Consider the following 12,657-nt stretch of genomic DNA (forward strand, 5'->3'; position numbering starts at 1 on the left):
TACAATTTCATTAAGCCTGATATCTCCTTCTGCCTTTTCATGTGCGAGAGTATTGACATTGATTTTATAATCTACTTCCTTTACTACTGCTTTTAGGAGTCTGCTGTGATGTTGTAGCAAATACTTATTCCCGGGTTGAAGGGATTTCTGGTCAAGCCAGCATAATAAAACTTCTACATCTTTTTCAACATGAGGAAGTTGCTCGGTAGTAGTGAAGAAATCCCCTCTGCTGATATCAAGGTCATCTGAAATATGTAATACTACAGGCTGTCCTTCGGAGGCTTCATCTACTTCCACTCCATTGATTTCAATTTTGGATATCTGAGTGGTAAGACCTGCCGGAAGGATAAAAATTTTGTCTCCTTTTTGAAATTGACCACTCACGATCTTTCCTGCATATCCACGGTAATCATGCAATTCTTCCGTTTGGGGGCGGATAACATACTGAACTTGAAAGCGGTTTCCATTATCAGACTCTTCATTAAGCTCAACATTCTCCAAATATTCCAGTAAAGGGCTTCCTTCGTACCAATCTGTCTTAGAAGATAATGAAACAATGTTGTCTCCTTTAAGCGCTGAGATCGGGAAATAACTCACATTATTCAATCCCAGGTTTTCTGCTATTTTTGAATAATCGTCCTGTATAGATTCATATACTTCCTGGGAATAGTCAATCATATCCATCTTGTTAATGGCCACGACCACTTTTTTCAGTTTCAGCAATGATGCAATAATGGAATGTCTTCTAGTCTGCTCGATCACTCCTTTACGGGCATCGATCAGGATGATCATTAAATCCGAGTTGGAAGCGCCGGTAATCATATTCCTCGTATACTGAACATGTCCCGGAGCATCAGCAATGATGAATTTCCTTTTTGGGGTTGAAAAATACCTGTATGCTACATCAATGGTAATTCCCTGCTCTCTTTCCGCACGCAAACCGTCTGTTAAAAGGGCGAGGTCTACCCCATCTTCATTTTTATTTTTAGAATGCTTTTCCAGGACTTCTAACTGATCCTGTAAAATACTTTTGCTATCGTAAAGCAGTCTGCCGATTAGGGTGCTTTTCCCGTCATCTACACTTCCTGCGGTTATAAATCTTAAAATATCCATATTATTTTTATTAATGATAATTGATCAATGATAATTCATTCTCAACTGCATATTTCCAAAGTCATTTATCAATTATATTGTACCATTTATTTAAAAGTAGCCTCCTTTTTTACGGTCTTCCATCGCGGCTTCTGTAACTCTGTCATCGATTCTTGTCTCTCCGCGCTCGGAAATCCTGGTGGCCAGTATTTCATCAATAACTCTATCTATAGTGTCGGCATCAGATTCCACAGCAGCGGTGCAGGTCATGTCTCCCACAGTGCGGTAACGGATCTTTTTTGTGGTGATAATGTCATCAGATTCTAATGTTGCAAACGGAGAATTGGCGATCCACTGTCCGTTAAGGTCTATCACTTCTCTTTCATGAGAAAAGTAAATGGAAGGAAGCTCTATTTCTTCTCTGCGGATATAATTCCAGATATCCAACTCTGTCCAATTACTGATTGGAAATACCCTCACATTTTCTCCTTTATGAATTCTTCCATTGAAAATGTTCCATAATTCCGGGCGTTGAAGCTTAGGGTCCCATTGTCCGAATTCATCACGAACGGAAAAAATCCTTTCCTTGGCACGTGCTTTTTCTTCATCTCTTCGGGCTCCTCCGATGCAGGCATCGAATTCAAATTCCTCAATAGTATCAAGCAATGTGAAGGTTTGCAACCAGTTTCTGCTTGGAAATTTTCCTTTAGGTTCTGTCAGCTTTCTGGTTTTAATGGTGTCCTCAACTTGTCTGACTACTAAATCCACTTCAAGTTGTTTCACTAACTTATCCCGGAAGTGTAATACCTCCGGGAAGTTGTGACCGGTATCTATATGTACAAATGTGAAAGGGATTTTTCCGTAACGGAATGCTTTGGACGCCAAATGTGCCAGAACAATGCTGTCCTTTCCCCCGCTGAACAGCAATGCAGGGCGTTCAAATTGTCCCGCTACTTCCCTTAATATGTAAATAGATTCGGATTCTAATTGATCTAAATAATTGAACTGATATGTTGACATTTTGTTTGTTTTATTGATGAATATGTAAACCGCACTCTTTTTTATTGGCATCTTCCCACCACCAGCGGCCTGCTCTGAAATCCTCTCCTTCCTGGATCGCTCTGGTACATGGAGCACATCCTATACTTGCAAATCCTTTTTTATGAAGATAGTTGTAGGGTAACTGATGTTTCTGAACATACTCGGTTACTTCTTGGGTGGTCCAGTGCAGGATCGGATGAAATTTAATGATCTGATTATCTTCGTCCCATTCCAACTGCGGTATATTTTGCCGGTTCAGAGAATGCTCCGATCGTAATCCTGTGATCCATACACTATATCCCTGAAGTGCTTTTTTCAAGGGATGTACTTTACGGATATTGCAGCATGCCTTTCTTTTTTCTACAGATTGGTAAAAGGAATCCGGTCCGTTTTCCGTAACAAATTTTTGCAGTTCTTCCGTATCCGGATAATAAGCTTTGATGTCTTTTTTAAAGAAAGCTTTTGTGGCTGTCCAGGTTTCATAGGTCTGCTCAAAAAGTCTTCCGGTATCTAATGTAAAAATGGCTACATCCAGATCCTTGATCAAATGAGTGACTACCTGATCTTCATAACTGAAGCTGGTGGAAAAAATAACCTGATTGGGGAATTTTTCAACTAATACGGACAATAAATTATTTTGAGAAGTAGCTTTAGAAGCCTCTCCTATCAATGTTTCGAATTCTGTTTTCAGATGGTTTCCCATTGCTAAATTATAATTAATGATTGCAAATATAAATATTAATTCTATATATCCTATCAAATTAGTAGAATTTAGAAGCAAAAAAAATCATTTTTTTTTCATAAAGGCTGTTAAAGTAGCTTCCATCATACTTTTTCTGGTTTTTTCACGAACATTAATAAGTTCATTCCTAAGGTAGCATGTCTCTTCATCCACACAATCAGTGCAGGGTTCATAAAAATTCAGGGATACACAAGGCGTTAAAGCAATAGGACCGTCAAAAATTCGGTAGAGATCCGCCAGAGACACTTCATCCGGTGATTTCAATAAATAATATCCACCGGCGGTTCCCTGTTTACTATTGACAAGCTTGGCCCTTTTTAATTCAAGCAGAATCTGTTCTAAAAATTTTTTCGGAATGTTTTCTTCCACTGCAATAACCGAGGTAGGCAGAAAGCCCTGATTGTAGTTTCGGGCTAATCTGACCATTGCTTTTAAAGCATATTTGCAACGTTTGGACATCATAATTGACGCAAGTTATAATAATTTCCCCGATTACCGAAATGTTTTCTTTTATGAACAACAATAATGGTTGATTATGGTGTTTAACCCGGTACATGTGGTATCCGTAAATTCAAGGTTGGTCTTATAATTGCAGTTTATCTGGCAATAACATCAATCACTAAATTTATATATTATGGAAACGAAAACCACAACCAGAAAAACAGCTGTAAAGAAAACCCCGGCTGGAACAGCAGCAAAGACTCCTGCTAAAAAGAATGCTTCGAAGGAATTAAAAGATCTGTTTGAAGATTCATTAAAGGATATTTACTGGGCTGAAAAGGCATTACTTAAAGCTTTGCCAAAAATGCTGAAAAATGCTACGGATGAAAAGCTTAAAGCCGGTATCGACAAGCATATCACGGAAACGGAAATGCATGTGGAAAGACTGGAAGCCTGCTTTTCGGCACTGGGAAAAAAAGCTCAGGCTAAGAAGTGTGATGCGATGCAAGGTTTACTGGATGAAGGGAAAAGTATTATGGAGGAAACTGAGCCTGGAGCAGTGAGAGACGTTGGTATTATAGGTGCCGCCCAGAAAGTAGAACATTATGAGATTGCTACGTACGGTACTCTTGCAGCGTATGCTAAAGTTCTGAAAGAAGATGAATGCCTTAAGAATTTATTGGATACTCTGAAGGAAGAGAAAAAGTGTGATGAACTGCTGACCAAAATAGCAGATACAGCGCTTAATAGTAAAGCAATGTAACTAATGTAAGTATATATAAAAGAGACCTGTAATCAGGTCTCTTTTTTTATTGAGGAACTTGTGTCTTTTCATAAATCAATCCTTCGGATTTTAAATCTTTCCAGAAATCGGAAGGGATTAATGTTTCAAGAGCATCAACATTATCCTGTACTTGTTCAGGTTTGCTTGCTCCCGGAATAATGGAAACAAATTCATCAGCTGCTAATACAAAATGAACGGCAGCATCGATAATATCAATATCATATTTTTGGGCAATTTTCTGTATTCTGTCCCGCTTTTCGGCCATTCCCTTCGGAATGATTTCCTTATAATTATACCGTTCCTTCCCACCGATATACCCTGAATTGTATGCCGCTCCGGAAACAAGCTTCACTCCCGCTTTTTGTACGGCAGGAAGCAATCTGTCAACAGCTTCTTCATGTTCTAAAATGGAATACTGAGTAGCTGAAAGACAGATATCAGGATCAGCAGTTTCAATACAGTCAAGAATAGGATCAATTTTATTCACGCCCATTCCCCAGGCTTTGATGACACCCTGGCTGCGAAGTTCGGAAAGAACCTTGAATGCTCCTTTTTTAGCCTGGTCCAGAAAATAAGGATAACGGTCTCCCACCTGGTCTTCAGACAAATCATGAATATATACAATATCAATATAATCAAGACCGGTTCTGTGTAAGCTGTCTTCAATGGATTTTATGACAGCATCGGCAGTGTAATTATGCTCAAAGTCAAAATTCAAAGGATTTTTCCACATAGTGGGCGGAACTTCAGATTCCGGAACTTCTTCGAACAGCCTTCCAACTTTTGTTGAAAAAACAAATTCCTCTCTGTTTTGGGTTTGGAGAAACTTGCCGAATCTCCGTTCACTTTTTGTAAGTCCGTACCATGGAGATGTATCATAGTATCTGATACCGAGATCCCATGCTTTTTGCAGGACTTCATGTGCCTGTTCATCCGTAATATCCGCGAAGGCAGTACCAATGGCTACACCTCCTAATCCGAGTCTGTGCTTTTCTGTTAAAATGTCTGTTTTCATATTCATATTTAGATTGGGTTGATGAATAATCAGCAAACATCATGCAGAGTTCATATCATGGAGACTGATTTGGTCTTATTATTGAAGGATATTCATTACCACTTCAATATATATTTACTATGAAAAAGCACGTTATCATTGTAGGCGGAGGATTTGCAGGCATCAACCTGATTAAATCCTTAAAAAACGACAGCAGATTCCGGGTTACTCTCGTGGATAAAAACAATTATCATTTCTTTCCACCCCTTATTTATCAGGTGGCTACTTCCTTCATTGAGGCCTCCAATATCAGTTATCCGTTTCGTAAGCTCATTTCCAGGTATAATAATATTCATTTTCATATGGGAAGTCTGCTTAAGGTGAATCCCGAAAGTAAAACCATTGAAACAGATACGGGCAGTTTAAAATATGATTACCTGGTATTGGCTTTAGGTACGGAACCCAACTTTTTCGGAATGGAAAATGTGAAACGGTGTGCGCTTCCTATGAAAAATATTGAAGAGGCCCTTTATTTAAGAAATTATATGCTCTTGAATCTTGAAGAAGCAGCCCGTAATAAAGATGTGAAAACAGCTGAAAAGCTTCAGAATGTTGTGATCGCCGGCGGAGGCCCAACCGGTGTGGAACTGGCAGGAATGCTGGCTGAAATGGGAAGATATATTGCCGAAAAAGAATATCCGGAAATCAAGCTTGGACTTTCAAATTTATACCTTATTGACGCACTTCCCAATCTACTTTCGTCGATGAGCGGAATGGCTCAGGAAACAGCTTATCAGACCTTGGAAAAGCTTGGGGTAAAAATCCTCCTTAATGTATCCGTAAAAGATTATACGGATGGAAAAGTAATACTATCCGACGGAAAAATGATTCCTACAGAAACATTGATCTGGACTTCCGGTGTTATTGGAAGAGAAGTTCCCGGACTTCCGGACACAAGTATAGATAAAGGACGAAGAATTCTAGTGGATGCCTATAATAAAGTTCAGGGGCTCGATCATATTTATGCTTTAGGAGATATCTGTCTTCAGCTTACAGACAAGGAATATCCGAAAGGACATCCTCAATTGGCACAGGTGGCCATACAACAGGCCAAAAATCTTGGAACCAATTTTAAACGGATTGAAGACGAAAAAGTGCTGAATCCTTTTCAATACAATAACAAAGGGACTATGGCCATTATTTCTAAATTCAATGCGGTAGTTGATCTTCCTAAATTTTCTTTCAAAGGATTTATAGCATGGTTGACATGGTTGTTTATCCATATATTGCCATTGGTTGGTTTCAGGAATAAGATCCGCCTGGCGTTGGAATGGCTGCGGTTATTCATTACCAATAATCCTTCTATTCGATTAATCCTTTATCCGAAGCGGAACACGAGTAAAGAATAATAAAATAATAACAGGAACTGATTATATCCAGGTCAGAAATCCAATAATCCCTCTGTAAGGCTTTTCCATTGGATTTTTGAAAAACCGGTCATACCTCCCCAGGCGATCAGGATATTTCTGATTTTATCAATGAAACGGGCATTGAGATTAGGCTTTTCATTCCTTCCGTAAATTCCGGCTTTTATCTTTCGGCCTTCTTTTTGAATCATGAATGTAGAAGTGGCTGCATTGGAGTAAAAATGAGCAATATGCGGGTTGGTGGTGATACCCGGAATTTTTGAAGGTCTGCAGGTTAAAATATAACTTTCCGATTGTTCCGTATGCTGATGAGAAATATAAACAATTTCTACCCAGTCATACCCTCTGGATTCTGTTTCTCCCGGCCCGGGAATATCTATTCTTATAAAATTTCCTATTTCGGGCATTTGTTCAATAGCATTTCCATTGGAATTGAAAAGCTTAAAGTCTGCTAAGGGTGCACCGGTAAAGCTTTTCCAGCGATTGATAGAAAAAAATCTTTCTTTCAGAATATCGAACTTTTCAGATGCAATAGAGGAATTTTCAAAATGCTTCTCACTTTCTGTATCGTGAAAGCTCCCACTTTTCTGGATGGGAACTCCTGGAATCTGCTTCGCTTTCATAATGAATATTTATTGGTGTTAGCAAAATTAGTTTTTATACAGATGTTTCTTTATGAGTAAGGTCATAATCGGTATACTATAATGCATTCATTACCAGTAGGGTAAATTTAATTTACAATTAAAAAAAGTTTAATCCCGCCCTTAAATGGTCTGACTTTTGGACTTTTTTAGGCATGAAACCTCTACACACCATATCACCGCTTTTTGGAAAAACCGTGGTTATTACGGGAGCTTCCAGCGGAATAGGAAAAGCAACAGCAGAAGCTTTTGCAAAAGAAGGTGCTCATCTTGTGTTGGCTTCACGTGGTGAAGATGCTTTACAGGATACGGCACAGATATGCAGGAAATTGGGAGCAAGAGTGCTTGTAGTCCCTACCGATACTTCCATTCCGGAAGAGGTCAGCCATCTGGCAGATGAAGCTTTGAGAATGAATGGGCGTATTGATTATTGGGTCAATAATGCAGGTGTTTTATCTTTTGGGAAATTTGAAGAAACTCCTGTGGAAGTTGTGGATCAGATTGTAAAGACCAATCTTTTAGGGTATATGTACGGTGCTCATGCGGTTCTGCCGATTTTTAAAAAACAAAAAAAAGGAGTCCTGATTAATAATATTTCCATCGGCGGCTGGATGCCTGCTCCTTACGGAACTGCCTACACCGCCTCGAAATTCGGAATCCGGGGTATGGTGGAAACGCTTCAGGGGGAAGTTTCCGGTTTTCCTGATATTCATATTTGTGCATTATATCCGGGCTTTCAGAAGTCTTCCGGTATAGAGCATGCGGCTAATTATTCTGGGATAAAGCTCAGTACTCCGCCACCCTCTTTTGATCCCCGCGAATTGGCGGCTGCGATGGTGAAAGTTGCCAAAAAACCTTCAGATGCAGTTTATCCCGATTGGTTTTCCATTATGTTCAAAAACTTATATGGAATTGCTCCCGGCATCATCAGAACTGTTTCTTCGGCTACGATGAGGGCCGTTATGAAAATTGCCAATAAAGATCATGATACAGATGGTAATGTCCTGGAGCAGTCCAAAGGCAATATGGGAATTGATGGCAAAACATTGCTTCCTGGAATTCCCAGTGCTATAAAATTAACAGCCGGAATATGTACTGCTTTGGCAATGATCTATTTTTTAAACAAAGGAGAAAGGGCAAAGAGTTAAAAAGTATTAAAGTTTTATGTAAATTATGCAAAGCATAATTTATTTATTATCTTTGAGACGAATAATTTTTTTTCATCATTTGTGTTTTTTTGGAGGTCACCCTTGCGGTGGCCTTTTTATTTGCATCAGTAAAAAATATAATTTCGAAATTCAAAATTCACCATCTGATCCTGAACCCATCTATTTTTCTCCAAATGAGATATTATTTGAGTAATTCCTTTTAGCTAAAGACTCCAAATGAGATAATGAATTCACACAAGTTTGATTTATATGATAAATGTCATAGCCTGGTGAATAGAAGAATGATTTATATTTGCTCATCTATTTTTAATTATTCTAAATAAATGAAAAAACAATATGCCCTTTCTTTCATTGTATTGACCACATTTGCCGTAAATGCTTCTGCTCAGGTTCAGGACAGTATTCTAACTAGAGATATCAACGAAGTCATCCTGGTTTCTTCGCGCGCTCCTAAACAGATCAGTGATATTCCGGGAACGGTCTGGATAATCGGGGAAAAAGAACTTCAAACCCAGATCAGGGGTGGAGCCGGGTTGAAAGAAGTATTGGGAAATATGATTCCGGGATTCGATTTTGGAAATCAGGGACGAACCAATTATGCCCAAAATATGAGAGGCAGAAATGTTTTGGTGATGATCAACGGAGTTTCCTTGAACAGTACGAGAGCAACAAGCAGGCAATTGGATTCCATCGATCCTTTTAATATTGAAAAAATTGAAGTGCTTTCCGGGGCTTCCTCCATTTATGGCGGAGATTCTACCGGTGGAATCATTAATATCATTACTAAAAAGCCATCATCCAATAAACTTGCTTTTGAAACGACAGCAGGAGTTAAAACAGGGTTTCATAAAAATGACCTTGACAAAAGGATCGCTCAGTCTGTTTCAGGAGGAACCGATGCCGTAAAATTCAGATTAGGAGCTGCTTTTACCCAAAATGAAGGTGCATTTGATGCTAACAGTGACCAGATTATTACCGATGTAAAACAAGCAGATTTCCAATATAACAGATCCATAGATATCTTGGGAGGAATTAGTGCTACATTAAGTTCCAATCAGGATTTAAGTTTGGACTTACAATATTATAATTCAAAAGTAAGAAATAAAAGATGGCTTTCCTTTGGACCGAACTTTATAGGGTTTACAACAAAAAATCCTGATCTGATCAATGTTATGGATGGTGCAGATTCAGATATTGTTCCGCGCACAGAACGTTTGATGGGGAATTTACAATATAATCTTCGAAATGTGCTAGGTGGGCAGAATCTGATGCTCCAGGCTTTCGGAAGAAAAGAAGAGGTAGATTTCGGGGCATCCTTTGCGGAAGTTCCCAAGCCGCCTGCAGGAGTTATCCTTCCGGTATTCCTTTCTTCTGCAAGAGGAAATACCAGTGTTTACGGAGCAAAAGTGGTATTGAGTAAAAACTGGAATGCGTTCAATTTCACCTACGGATTTGATACGGATTTTGAGCGCTTCACAGGAGATCAGGCGATATTCAATCCACAAATTAGCAGTGAATCCGGAGGTTTGGTAAATAGAACGGATGCTTTTGTAGGAAGATATCCGGATACAAAGACCTCTACCCTATCTGGTTTCATTCAGGCAGATTGGAATATTACCAAAAAGCTTACGCTTTCCGGAGGAGTAAGGCAACAATTCATCAATGTAAAGCTGGATGATTTTGTAGGATTTAAAGAGCAGGTGTATATGCATTTCGGATACGGAAATTCTGCTGATGTGGTGAAAGGAGGTAAAAATAATTATGATGTAACATTGCTTAACGCAAGTTTATTATATAAAATAACCCCTTCATGGCAAACATGGTTCAGCTTCTCACAAGGATTTGCCGTTCCTGATGCCGCCAAATCTTATGGTTTTGGAAAATATCAATTGACCAATAATCACTGGAACCTATTAAACAGTATGAATATCGCAGAACAGCCATTGAGCGGAATAAAAACCGACCAGATGGAATTAGGTTTCAGACGTAACAATGGTTCGGAACCCGGTTTATATGCACAAGGATCATTCTTCTATGCACTTTCAGATAAAACCTTGAAAATTGATAATGTAGCTTTCACGATCTCTTTGTTGGATCAAAAGCTTAGAAATTACGGTTTTGAAGGAGCTGTTGGCTATCGATTTGCGCAAGGACTTGAATTGGGAGGAAATATTTTGCTAATGGAATCTGAAACAGAAACCGTTGATAAAGGCTGGCAAAATCAATCCGTTTACACAACCAATCCATCGAAATTCATGGTGTTTACAGGATGGAATGCTAAAAGATTTTCTGTAAGGCTTCAGATGCAGAATTCCATGAATTACACCGATCTTGCTGATATGAGAATAGACGGGTATACCTTATTTGATTTTATCGGAGATGTAAAACTGAATAAGGGAACCATCAATTTCGGAGTACAGAATATTTTCAACAGACAGTATACAACAATCTGGGGACAGCGTTCCGTATTTTTCTACGGAGCTCCTCAGAAAGCATTTGCTTATCAAGGGCGCGGAACTACGCTTTCTGTAGGTTACACGATAAACTATTAACTTTTAATTATTTGCAAAAGAGTAGATAAAGAACCGTCACTTCGAGTAGATTTTGAAAAAATCGTATCGAGAAGTTGTTGATTATAAAATACTGGAATTATTAAAAGATTTCCCCTGTCATTGAAATGACAAAGACCTTGTCATTCTGAGTGAAATGCAATGAAGCGAAGAATCTCTCTTAATATTCTGGTAGTTCCACTCAAAAGTTCTCGATACAAATTCCTGCGGAATTTTACTCGAACTGACGGTAAGCAAAACCATTAAAAAGACCTAGAAGCTTATTTAAAAAAGTAAAAAGAAACATCAATCCAGTATTTTATGAACACAGCTATTACCGAACAAGCGGTTTCGGAAAGGGAACTCCTTTTCCCAAATCTGGAGAATTTATTTTGTGATATCAATATTCACGAATACCAAAATGCGGTGTACCAGGCTCAGGAAAGCATCATTGCATTTTTAGAAGAAGCGAAACAGCCTTTCAGCGGAGTCTCCCCGAAAGAGTTGAGAAAACAGTTTGAAAACATCAATCTTAATGATGCTCCACAGAAGTATGAAGACGTTTTTGAAGAAGTAAAAAACCTTTATACCCAACATGCCATAGCCTTTCATCATCCCAAATATGTTGCCCATCTCAATTGTCCGGTAGTGATCCCGGCCATTGCGGCGGAAATGCTGATCAGTTCCATTAATTCTTCTTTGGATACATGGGACCAAAGTGCAGGGGGAACATTAATGGAGCAAAAGCTTATTGAGTGGACCTGTAAGGAAATCGGCTACGATCGATTTTCAGATGGGATCTTTACCAGTGGCGGTTCCCAGAGTAATTTGATGGGAATGCTTTTAGCAAGGGATTATTTCTCTATTAAATATTTCAATCATAATATCAAGAAAAACGGACTGCCGGAAAATGCCCATCGTTTCAGGATATTTGTTTCGGAAGCGGCTCATTTTAGCATCCAGAAAAGCGCTTCCATTTTAGGATTGGGTGAACAGGCTGTTGTAACCGTGAAAACCGACCGTTCTTACAGAATGAACAGTGTTTTACTCGAAGATGCCATCAGAAGGGAAATCGAAAACGGGAATATTCCCATTGCAATAGTTGCTACAGCAGGAACTACAGATTTTGGAAATGTAGACCCATTGACGAATATTGCGACTATTGCGAAGAGATACAGTCTTTGGTTCCATGTGGATGCAGCGTATGGATGTGCATTGCTTTTAACGGATCGTTATCGTTATCTAATTAAAGGAATTGAATATGCGGATTCTGTAACGGTGGATTATCACAAATCATTTTTCCAGCCGGTGAGCAGCAGCGGTTTTCTTGTGAAAGACAAAAGTTATTTTAAGCTGATTACCCATTACGCAGATTACCTTAATCCGAAAGATCATGAAGAAGATGAAATCCCGAACCAGGTGAATAAGTCTATTCAGACAACCAGGAGATTTGATGCTTTGAAGCTTTGGTTCACCCTGCGAATTATCGGTAAAAAAGGGTTAGGAAATTATATTGAAAAAATCATTCATACCGCCCGTGAAGCTGCTACTCTACTTGAAAATGATCCGCATTTTGAACTCCTGAACCGTTCCGATATATCCGCTTTGGTATTCCGCTATTCCGCTGATCCATTTAAAACATTCGATTTAAACCGAATCAATACCTACATCAAATCACAACTCTATAAACATGGAAACGCTTTGGTAGCGGGAACTAAAGTAAACGGACAGTTTTATTTGAAATTCACCATCCTGAATCCGTTAACCACCATCGAAG

At 38.9% G+C, this 12,657-nt stretch carries 11 protein-coding genes; 5 read left to right on the forward strand and 6 right to left on the reverse strand.

The window, feature by feature from the left end; genetic code table 11:
* The 4 genes from ACGHIN_RS14755 to ACGHIN_RS14770 form a co-directional block, all read right to left on the reverse strand.
* Positions 1-1,113 (reverse strand): sulfate adenylyltransferase subunit 1 (locus tag ACGHIN_RS14755; protein ID WP_390455122.1); only part of this gene is annotated, 1,113 nt, incomplete at its 3' end.
* Between the two features lie 90 nt (positions 1,114-1,203).
* Positions 1,204-2,112, reverse strand: a complete 909-nt coding sequence (cysD, locus tag ACGHIN_RS14760; protein WP_390455124.1) for a sulfate adenylyltransferase subunit CysD — start codon at positions 2,110-2,112, stop codon at positions 1,204-1,206.
* 10 nt (positions 2,113-2,122) lie between these two features.
* Positions 2,123-2,836 (reverse strand): phosphoadenylyl-sulfate reductase, encoded by a 714-nt coding sequence (locus tag ACGHIN_RS14765; RefSeq protein ID WP_390455127.1) that lies wholly within the window; start codon positions 2,834-2,836, stop codon positions 2,123-2,125.
* A gap of 84 nt (positions 2,837-2,920) precedes the next feature.
* Entirely contained in the window at positions 2,921-3,337 is a 417-nt protein-coding gene (locus ACGHIN_RS14770; RefSeq protein ID WP_390455130.1) for an RrF2 family transcriptional regulator, read from the reverse strand.
* A 172-nt stretch (positions 3,338-3,509) separates the two neighbouring features.
* Between ACGHIN_RS14770 and ACGHIN_RS14775 the strand changes: the two genes are divergently transcribed.
* Positions 3,510-4,079: a YciE/YciF ferroxidase family protein gene (locus ACGHIN_RS14775; protein ID WP_390455133.1), complete on the forward strand. Its 570-nt coding sequence runs from the start codon at positions 3,510-3,512 to the stop codon at positions 4,077-4,079.
* Positions 4,080-4,125: 46 nt separating this feature from the next.
* Here the strand turns inward: ACGHIN_RS14775 and ACGHIN_RS14780 are convergent, their stop codons facing one another.
* Complete coding sequence (locus ACGHIN_RS14780) at positions 4,126-5,115, reverse strand: aldo/keto reductase (protein WP_390455136.1); 990 nt, start codon at positions 5,113-5,115, stop codon at positions 4,126-4,128.
* A 119-nt stretch (positions 5,116-5,234) separates the two neighbouring features.
* Here ACGHIN_RS14780 and ACGHIN_RS14785 point away from each other — a divergent pair, with 119 nt between their 5' ends.
* Positions 5,235-6,503 (forward strand): NAD(P)/FAD-dependent oxidoreductase, encoded by a 1,269-nt coding sequence (locus ACGHIN_RS14785; protein WP_390455139.1) that lies wholly within the window; start codon positions 5,235-5,237, stop codon positions 6,501-6,503.
* A gap of 32 nt (positions 6,504-6,535) precedes the next feature.
* Here ACGHIN_RS14785 and ACGHIN_RS14790 read toward each other — a convergent pair whose 3' ends face one another.
* On the reverse strand, positions 6,536-7,144 hold the full coding sequence (locus ACGHIN_RS14790; RefSeq protein ID WP_390455142.1) for a hypothetical protein: 609 nt from the start codon (positions 7,142-7,144) through the stop codon (positions 6,536-6,538).
* Positions 7,145-7,317: 173 nt separating this feature from the next.
* Here ACGHIN_RS14790 and ACGHIN_RS14795 point away from each other — a divergent pair, with 173 nt between their 5' ends.
* From ACGHIN_RS14795 to ACGHIN_RS14805, 3 genes are all read left to right on the forward strand, one after another.
* On the forward strand, positions 7,318-8,310 hold the full coding sequence (locus ACGHIN_RS14795) for an SDR family oxidoreductase (RefSeq protein WP_390455145.1): 993 nt from the start codon (positions 7,318-7,320) through the stop codon (positions 8,308-8,310).
* A 344-nt stretch (positions 8,311-8,654) separates the two neighbouring features.
* Entirely contained in the window at positions 8,655-10,883 is a 2,229-nt protein-coding gene (locus ACGHIN_RS14800; RefSeq protein ID WP_390455148.1) for a TonB-dependent receptor, read from the forward strand.
* Positions 10,884-11,201: 318 nt separating this feature from the next.
* Positions 11,202-12,657, forward strand: a 1,456-nt coding sequence (locus ACGHIN_RS14805; RefSeq protein ID WP_390455151.1) for a pyridoxal phosphate-dependent decarboxylase family protein, incomplete at its 3' end; no start/stop codon positions are given.

Origin of the sequence: Chryseobacterium barbadense (assembly GCF_042849955.1) — a bacterium.
Taxonomy (GTDB): domain Bacteria; phylum Bacteroidota; class Bacteroidia; order Flavobacteriales; family Weeksellaceae; genus Chryseobacterium.